Raw genomic sequence first — 20,976 nt, forward strand, 5'->3', positions numbered from 1 at the left:
TTATTTCCCCCTGCCTTCCCCCCTCCCCACCCCTCTCTTCTCTCCCTTCCCCTCCCCATTACGAGTGCACGATTGGCTAGGTACGCACGCATGTCAGGGACCGACTCGACCGCTCCGGTCGATCTCATCGACGCCGAGGAAGACCTGATCCCGGCCCCGCAAGTGGCCGCGGCCCGGCGCCGACTGCGGGCTCACCCCGCCCTCCTCCTCGCCGGCATCGTCCTCGCCGCGGTGAACATGCGGGCGGCGCTCGCCGGCGTCTCGCCACTGCTCAACGAGATGGCGCAGCACTTCCACCTGGCCGCCACCGCCACCAGCCTGGTGACCACCATTCCGCTCGCCTTCATGGGCCTGGGCTCGCTCATCGCGCCGCGGGTGGCGCGCCGTTGGGGCGCCGAGGCGGCCCTGTGCGGCGCGCTGGTCGCGCTGTGCGGCGGCATCGTGCTGCGGATCGCGCCGCCGGTCGCCGCGCTGTTCGCCGGCTGCGCGGTGGTGGGCGCGTCGATAGCCCTGCTCAACGTGTTGATGCCGGGCCTGATCAAGCGGGACTTCCCGGACCGCGCGGCGGGCATGACGGCGCTCTACTCGACCGCGATGATCCTCGGCGCGACCGTCTCGGCCGCCTCGGCCGTCCCGTTGGAGAACGCGCTCGGCAGTTGGCAGGGTTCCCTCGTCTCCTGGGCGCTGCTCGCCGCCGTCGCCGCCCTCGTCTGGCTCCCGCAGGCCGTGCTCGCCCGCCGGGGCACGCACCACGGCGAGGCCGCGGCGACGCCCGCCCACGCCGTCGCGTCCGGCCCGAAGCTGACCCGCTCGCCGCTCGCCTGGCAGGTGACGGTCTTCATGGGCTCGCAGTCGCTGATCGCGTACGTGATCATCGCCTGGATGCCGACGATCTTCACCGACCACGGCATGGGCAAGAGCGAGGCCGGGCTGGTCTTCGCCTTCAGCACGCTGGTGCAGATGGTCGGTTCGTTCGTGGTCCCGACGCTCGCCGGCCGGATGCGCCGCCAGCGGCTGCTGGGCGTGGCGGTCTCCGCACTGATGGCCTGCGGTGTCACGGGGCTGTTGATCGCGCCGGTGGCCGGCGCCTGGCTGTGGGCGGCGATCCTCGGCGTCGGCCAGGGCGGCGCGCTCGGCCTGGCCCTGACGATGATGGTGCTGCGGTCCGGTGACGCGCACACCGCCGCCCGGCTCTCCGGCATGTCCCAGACCGGCGGTTATCTCCTGGCCGCCGTCGGCCCTCTGGCCCTCGGCGCCGTCCACCAGGCCACCGGCGGCTGGACCGTCCCGCTCCTCCTCCTGCTCGCCGTCTGCGCCGGCCTCGCCCTCCTGGCCCTGGGCGCGGGCCGCGACCGCCGCATCGGCGGGGTGAACTGAGCAACGCGCGCGGTGCCGCGGGGCCTGGCCGACTCCGCGGCATTTGCAGCCCGCCCTGCCGGCCGCGCACGCCCTGCTCGCCGTTTGTGCTCCTCACGAAGGCGGGCCTGGGCGGGGCCACGACCACCGACTCGGCGAGGTCAGCTGACCGCTCCCGTCCCAAGGGGCCTGCCGGCGTCTCCCCGTGCCGACGGCGAGCCGGTCCGGATGGGTAAGGCGGGCCGCCCCGGGCCGGCCTCGCGGTCTGACCAGATCTGACCAGGTCCGGGCCGGCCCAGGCCGGCCCGACCCGCGTCGCCGGCTGACCACCGCCGCGGGCGAACGCAGCGAGGCGAGCCCGCGCCGGAGACCGGGCAGAGCGGGCGATCCCGAAGCGCCCCGAGGGGAGGCCGCCCCGCTCGTCCCGCACCGTTCCCACTGACCCCGCCGCCCCCACGCTGGCGCCCCTCTCCCCTCCGCCCCACCAACGGTCTAGCGGCGGGCCGTGAGCACCGCACGACCCTGCGTGGTGGCGGAGCCCGGGCCGGGGTTCGGCCGGCGGACGGCCGGGCCGGCGTGCCGGCCGCGCTCTCGCGCGACGTGACCGTCCCGCTTCACAGCCGGCTGTCCTACCGTGCCCCCATGAGCGATGTTCAGCGCGCCGGTCGCCGGCCCGGACCGCGGCTCTCCCGCGCCGGCTGGCTCCTTCTCGTCGCCGTTCTGTGTGTCGTGGTCATCCTCGCCGTGCTGATCGTGCCGCGACTGCTGCGCGAGCGGCAGTACGGTCAGCTCACCGTCCCGGAGGGCCAGCGGGCCTCGCAGATCTACGCGTCCGCCGACCAGGCCCTGCACGTGCCCCAGGGCACCACCGCACGGGCCGCCAAGACCGCGCACCTCGACCTGCCCGCCGAGGCGAAGGGCAACCCCGAGGGCTACCTCTTCCCCGCGACGTACCCGATCCGCAAGGACACCACCCCGCAGTCGCTGCTCTCCTACATGGTCAAGACCGCCGGCCAGCGACTCACCGCCGACGGCATCACCCAGTACCGCACCGTGGTGATCGCCAGCATCGTGCAGGCCGAGGCGGACCGGCCGGCCGACATGGGCAAGGTCGCCCGGGTCATAGACAACCGGCTCGCGAGGAACATGCCACTACAGATGGACTCGACGATCAACTACGCGCTCGGCCGCAGCACGCTGCACACCAGTCACGCCGACACCCGCACCAACAGCCCCTACAACACCTACAAGTTCGCGGGCCTGCCGCCGACCCCGATCGCCAACCCCGGGGCCGACGCGCTGAAGGCGGCGGCCGCTCCGCCCACCGGTGACTGGCTCTACTTCGTCACCGTCAAACCGGGCGACACCCGCTTCACCGCCAACTACCAGGAACACCTGCGGAACGTGCGGGAGTTCAACAACGGCCAGAAGAACGGCGCCACCGGCGGCTCCGGCGACGCCACCACCGCCGGCGAATAGCCGCCGGCCGCCCACGGGCCCGCCCGACGCCGCGCGCCCGGCCCACACCCGGCCCCCGCCCGGACGATTACCCGCCCGGGCGGGGCGAGGGTGGCTACTCCTCCCCGGCCAGCGTCAGGGCTTTCAGCCGGCGTGCCGCGTACCAGGTCGCGGCGCCGGTGACGGCCACCAGCAGGCAGACCGCGAGCGGGAGTTGGACCGCGGAGCTCAACGCGCCGTCGGCGCCGACCTTCTGGCCCACCGCGAGCGCCCACTGCTGGATGCTGAGGGTCCGCGCCCCGGGCACGACGTTGCCCACGAACGCCTCCCAGACCAGGGCATAGACCAGGCCGAAGACCACGGCGTGCCGGGTGATGGTGCCGAACAGCAGGAACAGCGCGCTGTAGGCGACCGAGGCGATGGCCGCCGCCACCGCGTACGCCACGGCTATCTGCTGGCTGTTGCCGTTCAGCACGAAGCCGGCGACGAGCACCGGTATCGCCGAGAACACGACGGTCACCCCGACCGCGACCAGCAACTTGGTCACGATGATCGTCGAGCGGCGGAGCGGCTTTGCCAGGAGGTAGATCACCGAGCCGTCGTCGATCTCCGGGCCGATCGCTCCCGTGCCCGCGATCACGCCGATCAGCGGGACCATCGTGCCCAGCGCGAAGCCGCCCAGGATGCCGCCGGCGGTGGCGTCGTCGGCGCCGGTCAGCGCCCGGACGACCACCGCGATCGCCACCAGGAGGGCGGGCAGCGCAAAGAGGATCAGGGCGCGGCGCCGGCCGAGCAGCGCCCGGTAGGTGAGCCGGGCGACGGTCGGGTGGAAGAGCGCGGCCTTGGGCGCGGCGGCGGGCGCCGGCGGGGCCGCGGGAGAGGTCGTGGACATGTGCCTCAGGGCTCCTTTCTGGCCTCAGGCCGCTACGAGGTAGGAGAAGACCGATTCCAGCGACTCGTCTGAGGGCGAGACGGTCAGCAACCGGATGCCGTGGTCGCGGGCGACCCTCGGCAGGAGTTCGGTGAACCGGCCGAAGTCGACGGCCTGGACGCGCAGGGCACCCTCCACCACGTCCACCTCGATGCCGGCCGTCGAGGGGTCGGCTATCAGGGCTCCGGCCAGCGCCCGGTCGTTGTCGGACCGGACGAGGTAGCGGTGCGGGCGGTCGGTCATCAGCCGGCGGATCTTGCGGAAGTCGCCGGAGGCGGCATGCCGGCCGGCCACCACCACCTCGATGTGCGAGGCCAGTTGCTCGACCTCTTCGAGGATGTGCGAGGAGAACAGGACCGTGCGGCCCTCGTCGCCCATCCGCCGCAGCAGCTCCATCAGTTGCATCCGCTGCCGCGGGTCCATGCCGTTGAACGGCTCGTCGAGCAGCAGCACCGACGGGTCGTGGACCAGCGCGGAGGCCATCTTCACCCGCTGCCGCATGCCCTTGCTGTACGTGGAGATCTTGCGGTCCTGGGCGTGCTCCATCTCGACCGTGGCCAGCGCCCGGGCCGCCGCGGCCCGGCCGAGGCCGTGCAACTCGGCGTTGGCGAGGACGAATTCGCGGCCGGTGAGGAAGTCGTACATCGCCTCCCGCTCCGGGACGAGGCCGATGTGGCGGTAGCTGGCGGCATTGCGCCAGACCGTCGTGCCGTCGAGGGTGACGGTGCCGCTGGAGGGAGCGAGGAAGCCGCCCATCATGTTGATGAGGGTGGACTTGCCAGCGCCGTTGGGGCCGAGCAGGCCGGTGACGCCGGGGGCGATCGTCATCGTGATGTCGTTGACGGCAACGACGTTGCCGAACCAGCGCGAGACGTGGTCGATGCTGAGAGAACTCATGGGCGCAGCCCATTCCTTGAGGGGTGGCGGTCGGGCGACGGCGACAAAACGGGGCAGCGCGAAGCGCTTCGTGCCGGGGTGGTGGCGGGTGACGGGCGGGCAGGGCGGGCGGTCACAGTCCGGCCTTCCGGTAGCGGCGCATCAGCAGGCCGTAGCAGCCGGCTATGACGAGCAGCGAGACGAGGAGATAGACGAACCCGGCGGCGGTGGACGGCGTCAGCCCGTTGGGGAAGGAGCTGCTGCCGCCCAGGAACGTGGCCTGCACGCCGTCGACGAGGGTGATGGGCGAGAACAGCCCCAGCAAGCCGACGGCGGCGTCGCTGCCCTGGAGGGTGGCGATCCCCTGGATCGCGCTGACCGCGCCGTACGGGATGGTGAGCACGGCGATCACGGCGACGACACCGAACCCGCGCCGGGGCGTGAGCGCCGAGACGACCAGCCCTATGCCGGCGAACAGCAGCGACAGCAGCGCCACGCTGACCAGCCCCTGCCCGAACCCCTTGGTCTGGTCGAGGAAGTCCAACTTCCCCAGCAGCGCCCCCACATAGAGGATCACCAGCGGCGTGGCGGTGAGCAGGAACAGCGCGCTCGCCATCGCCGCGAACTTCGCCATGACGTAGTCGGCCCGCTCGATCGGCCGGGAGAAGTAGAGCGGTGTGGTCTTGAAGCGCAGGTCGCGGGAGACGGACTGGGGGGCCTGGGACGCCAGGTAGAGGCCGATGACGGCCTGGAGGTAGACGGCGTATTCGCCGTAACCCAGCGGCAGGCTGCGGGCCTTGGTGAACATCGTCACCGCGACCAGGATGCCGGCCGGCAGGCACATCACCGCGAAGAGCAGCATCGGCAGCACCTTGCTCTTCGCCGACCGCCCGATGCCGTAGGCGCCGCGCAGGCTCTGCGAGAACAGCGACCGCCGGGCGTAACCGCGGCCCAACCGGGGGCCGTCGTAGTGCCGGTAGCCGATGTTGTGGATGTAGGCGCCGCCCGGCGTGGTTTCCGTACTCATCCTGCGTTCCCTCCGCCCACGGTGGTGGGGCGATCGGTGCCCCGCCCCGCCGTCGCGTTGCTCTCCTGCGCGGCACCGGCCTGCGCCCGCGCCCCTGCCGCCGCCTGGGCGTCCGCGTCGCGGAACACCTCGGCGATCTGGTGCCGGCGCTGCTCCATCCGCACCAGGCCCAGCCCGAGCCCGGCGACGGTGTCCCGCACCAGGTCGTACGTCCCGTCGCCGGACGCCTCGACGAAGAGGACGTGCCCGGGGGAGGCGAGCCCCTCCGCCCCGGGGGCGCCGGTGGTCACCGCGGCGCCGGCCGCGGTCAGCGCCGCGCGCAGCGCGCCGGTGCCGTCCGGGTGGGCGTCGGTGTCCGTGACCTCCACCGCCAGCGAGGTGGTGACCTTGGTGAACTCCGTGGTGGAGGAGGAGCGCAACAGCTTGCCGCCATCGACCACGACGACGTGATCGCAGGTGCGCTCCAGCTCGCCCAGGAGGTGGGAGGTGACCAGGACCGAGATCCCGAAGTCGGTGTGGACCCGCCGGATGAGGCCGAGCATCTCGTCCCGACCCACCGGGTCCAGGCCGTTGGTCGGCTCGTCCAGGAACACCAACTGCGGGTCGTGCACCAGCGCTTGGGCCAGCTTCACCCGCTGCTTCATGCCCGTGGAGTAGCCGCCGATGGGGCGGTACCGCTCCTCGTAGAGGCCGACGTGGCGCAGGGTGTCGGCGGTGCGCTCCCGGGCGGCGGTCGGCGGCAGGCCGGACATCCGCGCCATGTGCACCACGAACTCGGTGGCCGAGACGTCCGGCGGCAGGCAGTCGTGCTCGGGCATATAGCCGACCCGCTCACGGATGGTGCTGCCGTCCTTGGTCACGTCCAATCCGAGGACGCGGGCGGTCCCTTCGGTGGCCGGGGCCAGACCGAGCAGGATCTTGATCAGGGTCGACTTGCCGGCACCGTTGGCACCCACCAGGCCCGTCACGCCGGGGGCGATGTCCACGGAGAGCCGGTCCAGTGCGGTCACCCTCGGGTACCGCTTGGTCAGGCTTTCGGTCACGATCACAGTCACATGTTCGAAGGTAGTGGCGCCCGCCACACCCGTCGTCAACCCCAGCGATGGTCTTCGCCTACCCCTCCGGTACGACGAACCCGTAGGGGTTCTCATGCTTCAGCGGCAGTCGGGCTCAGGGGCGCGCCGTGCCATCGGCCCTCGTCGGCGCACACCTCTTGACGCAGCCGCCGGTCATTGTCACATTCATCAGTGGCAAGTTACGGGCACGTACCGCAATGGACCGCTCACGGACGGACGGTAGGCGATGGCCTCAGTCACCTCAGCGACCGCAGCAGCAACGGGAGGACTCACCACCGAGCTCAGGGGATTCCGGGAGGTCCAACGGCTCGCCTACGCCTGCGCGGAAGCGGTGGCCGCCCAGCTCAAGCCCGGGATCACCGAGCGCGCCGCGGCACGGATGCAGCGCGAGTGGCTGCGCGAGCGCGGAGTGCAGGACTGGTTCCACCTGCCGTTCGCGTGGTTCGGCGACCGCACCGCGTTCGTCAACTTCCGCGTGCCGCTTCAGTTCTTCCCGACCAACCGGCAACTGGAACCGGGGATGCCGTTCATCCTCGACATGGCGCCGGTGCACAACGGCTTCACCGCCGACATCGGCTACTCCGGCTGCCTGGGCCTCAACCCCCTGCACGACCGGCTCCTCGCCGACCTGGAGGCCCACCGCGAACTGATCCTGCGCGAGGTGCGCGAACGGCGCCCGCTGCGCGAGATCTACCAGGACGTCGACCGGTTGATGATCCGGCAGGGGTACGCCAACCGCCACCGCGCCTACCCCTTCGGCGTCATCGCGCACAAGGTCGACCGGGTCCGGCAACGCCGTTGGTCCCCCACCCTCTTCGGGTTCGGCTCCCAGTCCCTCAAGGGCCTCGCCTCGGACGCGCTGCACGGCCACCGGGAGGGCTGGTCCCCGCTGTGGAGCCCGTACCGCTTCTCCGACCACCCGCCGCGGCCCGGCCTGTGGGCGGTCGAACCCCACCTCGGCTTCCGGGGCACCGGGGCGAAGTTCGAGGAGATCCTGGTCGTGACGGACTCCAAGGACCCGCAGGAGAGCGCCTTTTGGCTGGACGACGATCTGCCGCACGTGCGGCGCTGGCAGGAGGAGAAGGCCGCGTGAAGACGGGACGTGGACGGGGCGCGCAGCAGGGCCGCGAACGGGCGGGCGGGGGGCCGGCGGCGACCGCCGCGCTCCCGGAGGCCCGGGAGCGCCGGGTGCGCACCGGCGGGATCGAACTGTGCGTCGCCGAACTCGGCGATCCGGACCGGCCCACCGTGGTGCTGGTGCACGGCTATCCAGACAGCAAGGAGGTGTGGTCCGAGGTCGCCCGCGGCCTGGCCGAACGCTTCCACGTGGTGCTCTACGACGTCCGGGGCTGCGGCCGGTCCACCGCACCGCGGCCGCTGCGCGGGGGCTTCACCCTGGAGAAGCTGACCGACGACTTCCTGGCCGTGGCGGACGCGGTCAGCCCCGAGCGGCCGGTCCACCTCGTGGGCCACGACTGGGGCTCCGTCCAGTCCTGGGAGTTCGCCACCGTGCGGCGCACGGAGGGTCGGATCGCCTCCTTCACCTCGATGTCCGGGCCGTCCCTCGACCACTTCGGCCACTGGATCAAGAAGCGGATGGCCCGTCCCACCCCCGGGCGGGCGGCCCAACTCCTGGGCCAGGGCGCCAAGTCCTGGTACGTCTACCTGCTGCACACGCCCGCGCTCCCCGAACTTGCCTGGAAGGGCCCGCTCGGCAAGCGCTGGTCGGGCATCCTCCAGCGGGTGGAGAAGGTGCCCGACGGCGACTACCCCACCGCGTCGCTGCCCACCGACGCGGCGCACGGCGCCTGGCTGTACCGCGACAACGTCCGCGCCCGGCTGCGCCGCCCCCGCGCCGACGCCTACGCCCACTGCCCGGTCCAGCTCATCGTTCCGACCGGCGACGCGTTCCTCTCCCAGCGGCTCTACGACGATCTCGACCAGTGGGCGCCCCAGTTGGTGCGCCGCACCCTCCCGGCCAAGCACTGGGTGCCCCGCACCCGCCCCGACCAACTCGTCTCCTGGATCGGCGAGTTCATCACCGCCAGGGAGGAGGGCGATCCGGCGAGGGACGTCGTGGCCACCGGCCCGTACGCCGATCGCTTCGGCGGGCAGCTGGTGTTGGTGACCGGCGCGGCCAGCGGAATCGGACGGGCCACCGCGTTCGCTTTCGCGGAGGCCGGCGCGCGGGTCATCGCCGTCGACCGGGACGCGGAGGGGGCGTCCCGGACCGCCGACCTGGCGCGGCTGATCGGCGCCCCGGAGGCGTGGGGCGAGGCCGTCGACGTCTCCGACGAGGCGGCGATGGAGAAGCTGGCCGACAAGGTCGACGCCGAGTACGGCCCCGTGGACGTGCTGGTCAACAACGCCGGCATCGGCCTGTCCGGCTCCTTCCTGGACACCACGACCGAGGACTGGAAGAAGGTCCTGGACGTCAACCTGTGGGGCGTCATCCACGGCTGCCGGATCTTCGGCGGTCGGATGGCGGACCGCGGCCAGGGCGGCCACATCGTCAACACCGCCTCCGCCGCCGCCTACCAGCCGTCCCGGATCCTGCCCGCCTACAGCACCTCCAAGGCGGCGGTCCTGATGCTCAGCGAGTGCCTGCGCGCCGAACTCGCCGGGCGAGGCATCGGCGTCACCGCCATCTGCCCCGGGCTGGTCAACACCGGCATCACCGGCACCGCCCGCTTCACCGGCGTCTCCGCCCAGGAGGAGAAGCGCCGCCAGGACAAAGCCGCGCGGATGTACGGGAAGCGCAACTACCCGCCGGAGAAGGTCGCCGACGCCATCCTGCGCGCGGTCGTCCGCAACCAGGCGGTGGTCCCGGTCACGCCCGAGGCGCACGGCGCCCGACTGCTGTCCCGCTTCACGCCTCGGGCGCTACGGGCCCTCGCCCGCATCGAACCGCCCATGTAGCCGGCCCGCGCCCCGGCCAACAGCCCACACCAGGCGGGCGTTTGGGCCACCACGAACCGAACGCCCGCCGCACACCCCGCGCCCCACGATCAGGAGAACCCGCACGTCAGGAGCCGCTGATGAGCACGCCCCGCCCCCAGGAGCACCACCCCATCGCGCCCCGCCGGGTCGCCTTCGACTGGCGCGAGACGCCGCTGCACTGGATACCGGACGAACCCACCGCCACCCATGTGATCAATGTGCTGCACCTGCTGCTCCCCGCCGGAGAACGGTGGTTCGTCAAGGTCTTCAAGGAGGCCCTCCCCCTGGTCCGGGACGAGCAACTCCTCAAGGACGTCAAGGGGTTCATGGGCCAGGAGGCCACCCACAGCGTCCAGCACTCCTACGTCCTGGACCACCTGGCCCACCAGGGCCTCGACACCGCCCCCTACACCCGGCACGTCGACTTCCTCTTCGAGTACCTCCTGGGGGAGCGGCCTCCCTTCGGCACCCCGGTGCCCGAGCGGGAGTGGCTGCGCTTCCGGCTCGCCCTGATCGCCGCCATCGAGCAGTTCACCGCCGTGCTGGGCAACTGGGTACTGGCCGCCGACGGCCTGGACCGCGCCGACCCCGACCCGGTGATGCTCGACCTGCTCCGCTGGCACGGCGCCGAGGAGGTCGAACACCGGGCGGTCGCCTTCGACATGTACCAGCACACCGGCGGCGAGGAACCCGCCCGCTACGCCCGCCGGGCCCTGGCGATGGCCGTGACGGCGCCGGTCCTGCTCTACCTCTGGGCCTGGGGCGCGGCCTACCTCCTGCGCCACGATCCCCAACTGGCCGCCCCCGCCCGCTACTCACTGCGCCAGCACAACCGCGCCGTCCGCAAGGGCCTGCTGCCCACCTGGCGGGAACTGGGCGCGGCGATCCCCCGCTACCTGCGTCGCTCCTACCACCCCTCCCAGGAAGGCTCGCTCCGAGCCGCCGTCGCCTACCTGGCCTCCTCCCCGGCCGCCCGCACCGCAGCGGGCGCGGTGGGACGCGCGACTCTGCCGTGATGCGTGCACGCTCCGGTCCGATACGGCGGCCTGCCGGGCCGGACCGGGGCGTGGGCGGACGGGGAGGGTGGGCTCGCCGGGGCGGGGCTACGGCGGGTGGACCGGAGCCGTGACGGGCAGGCCGGGCCGTGGCGGGCGGGGTTACACCGTGGCCGGCCACCGGCAAGGCAGCCACGGCCACCCCCGCCCGGGTCCCCTGGCGGCCGTATCGTGGCACCGCCAGACCCGGCCCATGCCGAGGCCGCCCATGGCGGGCCCACCGCCCGTGACCCATTCGTCCCTCGGCGCGGCCACCCCGTAGGCAGCCGCCCTGCCGCCACCACCCGGGGATGGCTGACCGGCCCACGGCCGCCTCGACGAGGTGGCCGCCCCGTAAGGAGCACCGCAGTGACGACCGAGCCGCCGCCGACGGCCGAGTACCGCATCGAGGACCTGGCCCATCTCAGCGGCGCCACGGTCCGCACCATCCGCGCCTACCAGGACCGGGGGCTGCTGCCCCGCCCCGAACGGCGCGGCCGCGCCAACGTCTACGGCGACGCCCATCTGGCCCGGCTGCGCCAGATCGCCGACCTGCTCGACCGCGGTTACACCCTCGCCAGCATCAAGGAGCTCCTCGAAGCCTGGGACGCCGGGCGCGGACTCGACGGGGTCCTGGGCCTGGTCGCCGAGATCGACGGGCCGTGGACGGACGAGAAACCGACCCGCATCAGCCGAACCGACCTGGACGCCGCCTTCGGTGGCGCCCCGAACGAACAGGCGGTCGCCGAGGCCGTCGAGTTGAGCGTTCTCGTACCCGTGCCCGGGCGGGACGACGAGTTCCTGGTTCCCAGCCCACAGGAGCTCGCCGTCGCCGTCGAGTTGTACTCGGCGGGCGTCCCGCTGTTGGCGATCTCCGGGCATCTGCGAGAGCTGCGCGGCCAGGTCGAGCACATCGCCTCCCGTTTCCTGGACTTCACCACCAAGCACGTCTTCCAGACGTTCCTGGACCACCCACCCACCGAGGCCGAGGCGGCCGAGGCCACCACGCTGGTGCGACGGCTACGCCCGCTGGCCCAGCAGACCGTCGACGCCGAACTCGCCCGCGCCATGCGCACACTGGCCAGCCGGTACATCCGCCACCACCTGACGGAGGCCCTGCCCACCGACCAACAGGATCCGCTCGCCACCGCGTCGAACGAAGCGGATGACGACCGCGTCACCACGAACGCCCGATGCCCCGCCGCGCCGACGTCCCACGAGCCGGCGCCGCCCGAGCCGGGCGACGGCGCACGGTCCGGTAGGCGGACCGAGGCCGCGCGCACCTCCTGGGCGGCCGAGGCAGCGGGCAGCCCCCTCCCGGCGGCCCGCCCCGTGGAGGCCGTGGCCTCCGGTCCGGTCGCGGACCCCCGTCCCGCGACCGGCTCGGAGGCCGTGCTGCTACCCGTCGAGGCGGTTCGGGCAGTACGCGCTCTGGTGGGCCCGGAGAACGCCGCCGCCTTCATCGCCGCCGCCGCACAGCGCGAGGTACACGCCCGCGCCATGGACGCCCTGGCCACCGAAGCGGGCCGCCCCGGCGCCTCGGCGGAGGACGCCCCGGGACGCTGAGCCGCCCCAGGCGGCCCACCGCCAACCGCCGGCACCCGGCCACGCCTCCGTCCACGGCCGCCAGCCGTGCCTCGCGTGCTTCCCTCTCCAGTTGTCAAGGATCGAGCCGGACGCCGCGCCCGCCCGGCCACCCCGACGGGTTCTCTCAAGCGACCGGGTCCGGGAGCCAGTTGCCGTGGAATCCGTAAGGCACCCGGCGGGGAAGGGACACCGTGGCGACCGGGCCGGCGGTGAGGTCCTCCGCGTCGAGGATCACCAGATCGCTGGTGTCGGTGGTCGCGTCATAGACGTAGGTGATCAACCAACCCGGTCCGCCCGGCCGGTCGTCGGCCGGGGCGAACGCCGCCTCGCCCGGGGTGCGGCCCGGGCCGAAGTCATGGCGGGCCATCGCGCCGGTCCTCAGGTCGTAGCGGATCAGGGCCCCGGGTATCGCGCCGGTTCCCGGTGCCTCGGCGGCCGTGACGTGGCCGAAGCGAGCGGGCAGGCCCGCGAGCCGGTCATCTATCCGGGGGAACTCGCCCACCTGGTCGTCGATTTGATCCTCGGTCACGGTGCCGGCCGCGAGATCGATCGTCCAGCGCCACAGGCAGGGCGGCGCCGGGGCGGCAAGCGTGGCGTACCGGGATACGTAGAGGACGATCCGCTGGTCGCCGTCGTCATGGGCGTTCAGCGAGTGGAAGACATAGCAGGGGTCGATGGCCAGCCAGCGGACCTCGCCGTAGGGGTCGTCCCGGCGCAACACCCCCAGACGGGCCCCGTACTCGGGATCCCAGGCGTACGGCATGCCGGGGTGGCCGCGGTCATGGACCATCGGCAGGTCCATGAAGACGACATGGCGGGCCGTCAGATGGAAGTCATGCATCATCGTGGCGGCGGGCACCTCGATGGGGCGGCTGACCGTCAACTCCCCCGCGGCGTCCGCCCGGTGATAGGTCAGATAGGGGGGCGCGCCACTGCCGTAGCCGAAGAAGTGCAGCTCACCGGTGGCGGGGCAGGTCTTGGGGTGGGCGGTCATGGCGGTGGTGAGCCGGCCGCCGAAATCGTGGGGACCGAGGGTCTCCAGCTCGTGCCCCGGCCGGCAGTCGATTTCGTAGGGGAAGGACGACTCGACCAGCGCCAGGGTGCGCCCGGCGTGCCGGACGACATGGGTGTTGGCCACGCCGGCCGCCAGATTGCGGTGTCCCTGGGCGTCGACGAGGCGGATGCCATCAGTGAACGTCGAGGTGCGGACCCAGCGGTTGCGGTAGGAGAGGGCCCGGCCGGCCTCCAGGCGCACGCCGTGGACCATGCCGTCCCCGAAGAACCAGTGGGGGCTGGCGGCGTCCCGCGGGTTGGGGCCGTTGCGCAGGTACCACCCCGTGAGCTCCGGCGGGATGGCACCGGTGACCGGGAGGTCGTGGGCGGTCAGTTCGTCGGTGACCGGGGCGAAGTTGCCGGCCAAGTGCGGTGGTGGGGTGGGGCGTTCGGGAGCGGCGGGTGTGGTGGTCATGCTGCGATACCTCCCCGGACGTCGAGCCGCGCGCCGGTCCGTTGAAGAAAGCGGGCCCGGGCGCGCTCCGGGTATGCGGCGGTGAAGCGGGCCGGAAGGGCGAACCCGGCGAGCTGCACGAGGATCGAGAAGACGGAACCCAGGCCATCGGCGACTATGACCGCCTGGGCGATCGCGGACAGGGTGAAGGACAGCGACCAGACCGCGGTGATCACGACGTTGACGCGGCGGAACAGTGGGGTGTGCCAGACCTCGGGCGGGGCCATGCGGCGGGCTATCGCCACGGTGAAGGGGAGCCGGGCGGCGATCGACACCCAGGAGACGAGCGCCAGCCAGCCCATCGAGAGCGCGCCGCTGTATGCCTTGAGGGCGCTATCGGGATGGGTGAAGGCCAGGACGGAGAGGCCGGCGAAGTAGAGGAGCGTGCCGTACTCCAGCAGCCGGGCTTCCAGCGAGAACCCCACGGCGCGGTCCGCTATCAGCAGCACCACACAGGTCAACAGCCCGGCGAGCGCTCCCCATTGCCAGCCGATCGTGGACGCTCCCGCCAGGACCAGCCACGGCACAAAGCCCCGCAGGTAGTTCATGATTCCCCCCTTTTTCTCGCGACCGGCCACGGTCGACGGCCGTTCATCGATGCGCCGGACCGCGAACGCGACCGCAACGCGAGCCCCGGGCTTGAACCTCCCCACCCAGCGACATTCCAACTGTGACATGTCGAGATTGGAAAGTCCAGCTTTGACGTGTCACTTGTGGAAGGTAGTGTGCGCATCATGAGTCTGAGACACGCGGTGCTGGGTCTGCTCTCCGAATCCCCGGCGAGCGGCTACGACTTGATGAAGCTGTTCAACGCCTCGCTCAGCAGCGTCTGGCCGGCAACCCAGAGCCAGGTGTACGGCGAGCTCAACAAGCTGACGACCGCCGGCCTGGTGGAGGTCACCGCCCACGGCCCGCGCGGCCGCAAGGAATACGCGATCACCGACGACGGCCTGGCCGAGCTGCGCCACTGGCTCACCGACGTCACCCCCACCGGCGTCCAGCGCCACGACGGCCTCTTGCGGGTGTTCTTCCTCGGCATCCTCACGCCGTTGGAGGCCCAGACGTATCTGCTCACGCAGGCCGAGAACGCCGCCCGGGCGCGCGCCGCGTACGAGGAGATCGACCGCACCGCGCAGTGGGACGACGAGATGATCTCCGTCTACGGGCGGATCGCGCTCGAATACGGCCTGCGGATGACCGCGACGATGGAGGAGTGGGCCCGCTGGGCCGCCGACGAGGTGACCAGCGCCAAGGCCGAGAAGGCCAGCGAGCTGGCCCGCGCACGGCACGGCGAGGGACGGCGGGAGCGGGACGGCAAGCCGGAGGCGGAGCAGTCCTCCACCCAGTGAGGCCCGCGGACGCGCGCCGCCACGCGCCGGAACGGATCGGCCTCACCCGCGACGCACGGTGCCGGTGCCGGTGGCCGGGCTGCTCGAAGCGTCCGCACGGCGCGGATTCCCCTTCTCCCTGGCGGAGTTGGCGGAGTTGGCGGGGTTGGCGGGGTTGGCGGGGTTGGCGGGGTTGGCGGGGTTGGCGGGGTTGGCGGAAACGGTCGCCGACAACGACAAGCGGGTCAGAGCCCCGGCGCCCCCCACACGGGGAACCACCGGGCGAGGTCCTGCTCGACGGTCAGATCGTTCCCGAGCATCGCCCGCACCTGGAGTTCGAGCGGGTTGTCGCGCTTCTCGTCACCACCGGGCCGGGGCGCGAACGGGTAGAACGTGCCGCGCTTGTAGAGGTAGACCAGCGCCAGCGACCGCTGCCGCGCATCGCGGAAGCCGAGCAGCGAGCACAGCAACTGCGGCCCGAACCCCGCCTCTTCCAGGGAGGTGTTGACCGCGTGGAGGTCGTTGACGACGCCCGCCACGTCCTCCGGCGCGTGCCGCACCAGCAGCCACGTATAGCCGTAGGCGTCCTGCGTGAACTCCACCGCACCGTCCAGGAGCGCACGCGCCTCCTCCTGGATCCGCGAGAAGGCGCCGCCCTCCACGCTCGCGAAGCAGACCGACCCGAGACCGGTGGGGGTGAATGCGGCGGCGGCCTGGAGGGTGACCGCGGCCGACGGCAGCGCGAAGAGCTGGTCCAGATCGGGGCGTACCGGCTTGCTGCGTCCAAGGATGGTGTCCAGAAATCCCATGCGCGGCTTACTCCTTGATCCCTTGCTGCGATGACGCGTTGGGATGTTTCACGGGAAACATCGCCACGCGCCGGCCTCCGCCGTCCCGCCGGGCGCTGCCGCTCACGGCCGCCCCAACTCCGCCGCTATCCGGCCGAGCTGATCGAGCCGCTGCTCCAACGTGGGGTGGGAGGACAGCAGTTGGTTGAAGCTCTCCTTGTTGAACGCCGGGGCGAAGTAGAAGGCGTTGAACGGCTGCGCCTTGCGAAGGTCCTCGGTCGGAATCCGTGCGATCTGACCGGTGACCTTCGTCAAAGCGGAGGCCAGCGCCGAGGGGCGGCCGGTCAGCAGCGCGGCGGCCCGGTCCGCGGACAGCTCGCGATAGCGCGAGAGCAGCCTGGTGAGCAGGAAGCTGATGGCGTAGACGACGACGCTGACGGCGGTGACGACCAGCACGGCGATGGCGGCGTTCTGGTCCCGGTTGTTGCGGCCCACGCCGCTCCACAGGGCAGCGCGGGTGATGATGCCGGCCAGGACGCCGAGGAACGAGGCGATGGTCATCACCGCAACGTCGCGGTGGGCGACATGGGAGAGCTCATGGGCCAGCACGCCCTCCAGCTCCTCCGGCTCCAGCCGCCTGAGCAGCCCGGTCGTGGCGCAGACCATGGAGTTCTTCTGGTTGCGGCCGGTGGCGAAGGCGTTCGGCACGTCCGACTCGGCGATCGCCACCCGCGGCTTGGGCATGTCGGCCAGCGCGCACAGCCGGTCCACCGCGCCGTGCAGTTCGGGCGCCTGCTCCGGCGTGACCTCGCGCGCGCCCATGCTGAAGGCCGCGATCCGGTCGCTGTACCAGAACTGCGCGATGAACATGGCCCCCGCGATCAACAGCACCACCACCCAGGCGCCCTTGAGCAGCACCACCAGCGCGCTGACGACCACGACGTAGAGCAGTCCGATGAAGAACATCGTCATGACCATGCGCGAGGTCAGCCCGCGGTCCGGGGCGAATCGGGTCTGTGCCATGGCTCCTCCACAACGCACCGCACTTTGCGCAGTGCCCCGGCCCGGTCACACGCCGTCCTCACGCGCCCCGGGCCCCACACACTGCGCCGCTGCCCCAATTCTCCCTCTTGATGGCTATATACCGGGTAAAGCCTCGGCCGGATACCGAGGTGAACCAGGGCGCACGGACAGGTGTCGTGGGTGTACCGCTAGGCGCCGAGCTGCGCCAGCCCCTCGGTGGCGATCCGCTCGAAGACCGCCGGGTCGGCGGCGAAGACCGAATCGGCGATCGGCCAGTGGATCACCAGCTCGTCGATGCCCAACTCGGCGTGCCGGCCGGCGAAGTCCACGAAGGCGTCCAGGGACTCCAACGGCCGGTCCGGGGTGAAGCCGGTCAGCATGATCTTCCGCAGTTCGCCGGGGTCCCGGCCCTGGTCGGCGCACGCCTTCGCCAGCCCCTCGATCTGCCGGCGGACGGCGTCGCGGGACTCGTCCGACGTGCCGCCCGCGTTCGAGACCTTGGGGTCGCCGGTCGTCACCCACGCCTGGCCGTGGCGGGCCGCCAGCTTCAGCCCGCGGGGGCCGGTGGCCGCCACCGCGAACGGCAGCCGCGGCCGCTGCACACAGCCGGGGATGTTGCGCGCCTCGTCGGCGGAGTAGTGCGTGCCCTCGTGCGTGACGGCGTCCTCGGTCAGCAACCGGTCCAGCAGGGCGGTGAACTCGGCGAAGCGGTCGGCCCGTTCACGCGGCGACCAGGGCTCCTGGCCGAGCGCCGTGGCGTCGAAGCCGTTGCCGCCGGCGCCGATGCCCAGCGTGACCCGGCCCTGGCTGATGTCGTCCAGCGAGATCAGTTCCTTGGCGAGGGTGACCGGGTGCCGGAAGTTCGGCGAGGTGACGAGGGTGCCCAGGCGTATCCGGGAGGTCGCGGCGGCGGCCGCGGTCAGCGTCGGGAGGGCGCCGAACCACGTGAGGTCGCGAAAGCTCCGCCAGGACAGGTGGTCGTAGGTGTACGCAGCGTGGAAACCCAGTTCCTCGGCGCGCTGCCACGCCTCCTTCCCACCCTCGGACCAACGGCGGACGGGCAGGATCACAGTGCTCAGTCGCATGTCCCCGAGCGTACGGGGCTCCCACAAGAACCCCGTCCGGCCGCCTCTCCGCCGGGCTCGTGCGGGCCACCCACCGCATGCCCCTACGCACCGGTACGCGAGGATGACCCCGTGACTGATGCCTCTGCCACGCCGCCCCGGCCCATCCGGCTGATCGCCACCGACCTCGACGGCACGCTGCTGCACGACGACAAGAGGGTCTCCGACCGGACCATCGCCGCGCTGGCCGCCGCGGAGGAGGCGGGCATCGAGGTGTTCTTCGTCACCGGGCGACCGGCCCGCTGGATGGACGTGGTCAGCGACCATGTGCACGGCCACGGCCTGGCGATCTGCGCGAACGGCGCCGCCGTCGTCGATCTGCACCGGGGCAACCGGATCGTGGAGGTCAGCCCGCTCGACGACAAGGTGGCGCTCGACGTCGTCCACGCCCTGCGCGCGGCGGCCCCCGGCTCCACCTTCGCCGTCGAGCGCACCGGCGGCATCCACTACGAGCCGCAGTACCCGCCCTTCCTCCTCGACCCGGCCGCGGTGATAGCACCGGCCGAGAAGCTGCTCTCCGAGAGCTTCACCGCGCCGTCGTGCCCCGCTCCGGAGGACGGCGCCGGCACGGACGGCCCCTTCTCGGCCGACACCGGGGCAACCGGATCGGACGCGGCGGCCGACGGCGCCGAGCAGCCCGTGCTCAAACTGCTGGCGCACCACCCCGACCTCGACCCCGACGCCTTCCTCACGCTGGCCCGGGCCGCCGCGGGCCACCTGGCGTCCTTCACCCGGTCCAGCCCCACCGCCCTCCTGGAGATCAGCGGCCTGGGCGTCAGCAAGGCCGGCACCCTCGCCCGCTGTTGCGCGGAGCGCGGGATCGCGCCGGACGAGGTCGTCGCCTTCGGAGACATGCCGAACGACATCGAGATGCTCACCTGGGCCGGCACCTCGTACGCCATGGCCAACGCCCACCCCGACGTGCTGGCGGTCACCACCCACCGCACGGAGTCCAACAACGACGACGGCGTGGCCCTCGCCATCGAGCTGATTCTTCAGGGTCGTTGAGGCGCCGCCGGAAACGACCGGGGGTTCGCCGGGAGAGACGACAGTCGCGGTTTCACGTGAAACCACGGTTGGATAAGGCGAGTTGGGCTGTTTCACGTGAAACGGTGCGTTGTTCTCCGACGGCCTTGTTTCACGTGAAACGCGTCAACTCCCGGAAAAGGGCGAGGGTTTCACGTGAAACCGCGCCGGGCCGGTCCGCGTACCGCTCCCTCACCGCGGCGCCTCCCACATCACCGTCGTCCCGCCGCCGTCCTCGCCCAGCCCGGGCCCGTAGGTGCTCGAACCGCCCAGCGACTCCGCCCGCTTGGCGAGGTTCTTCAGACCGCTGCGACGACCGCCCTCCGTGATCCCCACCCCGTCGTCCGCGACGGTCAACCGGACTCCGGGGGTGCCGTCCGGCAAGCTGATCGTCGCGTCGACCACCACCTCGATCCGGGTCGCCCCGGCGTGCCGGAAGGCGTTCGACAGTGCCTCGCGCAGCGCGGCGATCAGGTTCTTCCCGGCCAGTTCGCTGACCTTGGCATCGACCGGACCGAGGAACTTCGCCGAGGGCTGGAAACCGAGCGGCACGGCGGCGGTGCCGATCTCCCGCAGGACCCGGGTCCGCAGCCCCGACGGCGCCTCGGCGGGGCTCTGTTGAAGGGCGAAGATCGCGGTCCTGATCTCCTGGATGGTGATGTCGAGCTCGTCGATGGCCTTGCCAACGCGGCGCGCCACCTCCGGCACCGCTGTTCTGCGCTGGGCGCTCTCCAGCACCATCCCCGTCGCGAACAGCCGCTGGATCACGAGGTCGTGCAGGTCGCGGGCGATCCGGTCGCGGTCCTCGAAGACCGCCAGCCGCTCCCGGTCGCGCTGGGCATCGGCCAGCACCAGCGCCAGCGCGGCCTGCGCGGCGAACTGCGTGGCCAGGGTCCGCTCAGCGGCGGAGAACGGACGGGCGCCGCGGGCCCGTGGCGTGGCGAGGGTTCCCAGCACCCGTCCCCCGCTCTTGAGCGGCAGCATCATGCTCGGCCCGTAGCGCGGCGCGAGGTCGGTGACCATCCGCGGATCACTGGCCGAGTCGTCCACGAACACCGGTTCCCCGGCGAGGAGTTGCTCAGTCACCGGGCTGTCGCGCGGGATCTGGGTGCCGATGATCCCGGTCGGGTCGTCGGCCGACACCGCGACGATCTCCAACCCGCCGTCCTCGTCGGGCAGCAGCACGATGCCGGCCGCCGAGTCCGCCAGCTTCCGGGCCTGTTCGGCGACCACCGCGAGCGCGTCGTCGACGTCGCTGCCGGCGAGGAGCTCGGTGGTCACTGCCACTGAGCCGTCGATCCACCGCTCCCGGTGCCGAGCCGCCGCGTACAGCCGGGCGTTGCCGATCGCGATACCGGCCTCGGTCGCCAGCACCCGCACCATGTGCAGATCCTCTTCGCTGAACTCCCCGCCGCGCTTCTCGGTCAGATAGAGGTTGCCGAAGATCTCGCCCCGGACGCGGATCGGCACACCCAGGAACGAGCGCATCGGCGGGTGGCCCGGCGGGAACCCGGCCGAGCGGGGGTCCTTGGCGAGATCGGCCAGCCGCACCGGCTTCGGATCGTGGATCAGCGCGCCGAGCAGGCCCTTGTGCCCGTCGGGCAGCGCACCGATCCGCTCGTGCTGCTCCCCGGTCACGCCGTAGGTCACGAAGTCCGACAGGCCCTCCCGGGCGTCGTCGATGATCCCGATCGCCGCGTACCGCGCATTGGCGAGCTCGGCGGCGGTCTCCACGATCCGGTCCAGCGTGATGTGCAGGTCCAACCCCGCGCCGATGGTGCGCATCGCCTCCAGCAGCCGCGGCACCCGCGCGGTCAGCTTGGACGACAGTCCCTGGAGGCTGCGGGTGGCCTCGGTGGCGGCGTCCATGGGGTCCGGGCGCTCGCCGGTGAGCG

General features: G+C 72.0%; 18 protein-coding genes. 8 read left to right on the forward strand and 10 right to left on the reverse strand.

Annotated elements, in window-relative coordinates:
• Positions 1-90 precede the first annotated feature (90 nt).
• Positions 91-1,377: a CynX/NimT family MFS transporter gene (locus ACFVFQ_RS14830; protein ID WP_383414612.1), complete on the forward strand. Its 1,287-nt coding sequence runs from the start codon at positions 91-93 to the stop codon at positions 1,375-1,377.
• 621 nt (positions 1,378-1,998) lie between these two features.
• Positions 1,999-2,835 (forward strand): endolytic transglycosylase MltG, encoded by an 837-nt coding sequence (mltG, locus tag ACFVFQ_RS14835; protein ID WP_383414614.1) that lies wholly within the window; start codon positions 1,999-2,001, stop codon positions 2,833-2,835.
• A gap of 94 nt (positions 2,836-2,929) precedes the next feature.
• Here the strand turns inward: mltG and ACFVFQ_RS14840 are convergent, their stop codons facing one another.
• From ACFVFQ_RS14840 to ACFVFQ_RS14855, 4 genes are all read right to left on the reverse strand, one after another.
• On the reverse strand, positions 2,930-3,706 hold the full coding sequence (locus ACFVFQ_RS14840) for an ABC transporter permease (protein WP_383414620.1): 777 nt from the start codon (positions 3,704-3,706) through the stop codon (positions 2,930-2,932).
• 24 nt (positions 3,707-3,730) lie between these two features.
• Positions 3,731-4,642: an ABC transporter ATP-binding protein gene (locus ACFVFQ_RS14845; RefSeq protein WP_383414623.1), complete on the reverse strand. Its 912-nt coding sequence runs from the start codon at positions 4,640-4,642 to the stop codon at positions 3,731-3,733.
• A gap of 112 nt (positions 4,643-4,754) precedes the next feature.
• A complete protein-coding gene (locus ACFVFQ_RS14850; protein ID WP_383414626.1) occupies positions 4,755-5,648 on the reverse strand; it encodes an ABC transporter permease subunit in 894 nt (297 codons plus the stop codon).
• Positions 5,645-6,730: an ABC transporter ATP-binding protein gene (locus tag ACFVFQ_RS14855; RefSeq protein WP_383415025.1), complete on the reverse strand. Its 1,086-nt coding sequence runs from the start codon at positions 6,728-6,730 to the stop codon at positions 5,645-5,647. Before ACFVFQ_RS14855 ends, ACFVFQ_RS14850 begins: the two co-directional genes overlap by 4 nt.
• A 220-nt stretch (positions 6,731-6,950) precedes the next feature.
• Between ACFVFQ_RS14855 and ACFVFQ_RS14860 the strand changes: the two genes are divergently transcribed.
• From ACFVFQ_RS14860 to ACFVFQ_RS14875, 4 genes are all read left to right on the forward strand, one after another.
• On the forward strand, positions 6,951-7,817 hold the full coding sequence (locus ACFVFQ_RS14860; RefSeq protein WP_383414631.1) for a M24 family metallopeptidase: 867 nt from the start codon (positions 6,951-6,953) through the stop codon (positions 7,815-7,817).
• Positions 7,818-7,912: 95 nt separating this feature from the next.
• Positions 7,913-9,643 (forward strand): SDR family oxidoreductase, encoded by a 1,731-nt coding sequence (locus tag ACFVFQ_RS14865; RefSeq protein WP_383415028.1) that lies wholly within the window; start codon positions 7,913-7,915, stop codon positions 9,641-9,643.
• 119 nt (positions 9,644-9,762) lie between these two features.
• Complete coding sequence (locus tag ACFVFQ_RS14870) at positions 9,763-10,680, forward strand: metal-dependent hydrolase (RefSeq protein ID WP_383414634.1); 918 nt, start codon at positions 9,763-9,765, stop codon at positions 10,678-10,680.
• A gap of 387 nt (positions 10,681-11,067) precedes the next feature.
• On the forward strand, positions 11,068-12,264 hold the full coding sequence (locus ACFVFQ_RS14875) for a MerR family transcriptional regulator (protein ID WP_383414637.1): 1,197 nt from the start codon (positions 11,068-11,070) through the stop codon (positions 12,262-12,264).
• Positions 12,265-12,409: 145 nt separating this feature from the next.
• Here the strand turns inward: ACFVFQ_RS14875 and ACFVFQ_RS14880 are convergent, their stop codons facing one another.
• Both ACFVFQ_RS14880 and ACFVFQ_RS14885 read right to left on the reverse strand, forming a co-directional pair.
• Positions 12,410-13,753 carry a carotenoid oxygenase family protein gene (locus ACFVFQ_RS14880; RefSeq protein WP_383414640.1) on the reverse strand — a complete coding sequence of 448 codons (1,344 nt, stop codon included), beginning with the start codon at positions 13,751-13,753 and terminating at the stop codon, positions 12,410-12,412.
• Positions 13,750-14,340 (reverse strand): hypothetical protein, encoded by a 591-nt coding sequence (locus ACFVFQ_RS14885; protein ID WP_383414643.1) that lies wholly within the window; start codon positions 14,338-14,340, stop codon positions 13,750-13,752. Before ACFVFQ_RS14885 ends, ACFVFQ_RS14880 begins: the two co-directional genes overlap by 4 nt.
• Positions 14,341-14,526: 186 nt before the next feature.
• Here ACFVFQ_RS14885 and ACFVFQ_RS14890 point away from each other — a divergent pair, with 186 nt between their 5' ends.
• Entirely contained in the window at positions 14,527-15,141 is a 615-nt protein-coding gene (locus tag ACFVFQ_RS14890; RefSeq protein WP_383414646.1) for a PadR family transcriptional regulator, read from the forward strand.
• A 224-nt stretch (positions 15,142-15,365) separates the two neighbouring features.
• On the opposite strand, the gene ACFVFQ_RS14895 is transcribed toward ACFVFQ_RS14890, so the two are convergent.
• The 3 genes from ACFVFQ_RS14895 to ACFVFQ_RS14905 all read right to left on the reverse strand — a co-directional run bounded on the left by ACFVFQ_RS14895 (position 15,366) and on the right by ACFVFQ_RS14905 (position 18,016).
• On the reverse strand, positions 15,366-15,929 hold the full coding sequence (locus tag ACFVFQ_RS14895; RefSeq protein WP_383414649.1) for a hypothetical protein: 564 nt from the start codon (positions 15,927-15,929) through the stop codon (positions 15,366-15,368).
• A gap of 102 nt (positions 15,930-16,031) precedes the next feature.
• Positions 16,032-16,931, reverse strand: a complete 900-nt coding sequence (htpX, locus tag ACFVFQ_RS14900; RefSeq protein WP_274914585.1) for a zinc metalloprotease HtpX — start codon at positions 16,929-16,931, stop codon at positions 16,032-16,034.
• Positions 16,932-17,119: 188 nt separating this feature from the next.
• Positions 17,120-18,016, reverse strand: coding sequence for an LLM class flavin-dependent oxidoreductase (locus ACFVFQ_RS14905; RefSeq protein ID WP_383414653.1), 897 nt, complete (start codon positions 18,014-18,016; stop codon positions 17,120-17,122).
• Positions 18,017-18,127: 111 nt separating this feature from the next.
• Between ACFVFQ_RS14905 and ACFVFQ_RS14910 the strand changes: the two genes are divergently transcribed.
• Positions 18,128-19,063, forward strand: coding sequence for an HAD-IIB family hydrolase (locus ACFVFQ_RS14910; protein WP_383414658.1), 936 nt, complete (start codon positions 18,128-18,130; stop codon positions 19,061-19,063).
• 210 nt (positions 19,064-19,273) lie between these two features.
• Here ACFVFQ_RS14910 and ACFVFQ_RS14915 read toward each other — a convergent pair whose 3' ends face one another.
• The gene (locus ACFVFQ_RS14915) at positions 19,274-20,950 is read right to left on the reverse strand and encodes a GAF domain-containing protein (protein WP_383415031.1); all 1,677 of its coding nucleotides are present in this window, start codon (positions 20,948-20,950) and stop codon (positions 19,274-19,276) included.
• Positions 20,951-20,976: the final 26 nt, after the last annotated feature.

This window comes from Streptomyces sp. NPDC057743 (assembly GCF_042798755.1).
Lineage (GTDB): Bacteria > Actinomycetota > Actinomycetes > Streptomycetales > Streptomycetaceae > Streptomyces.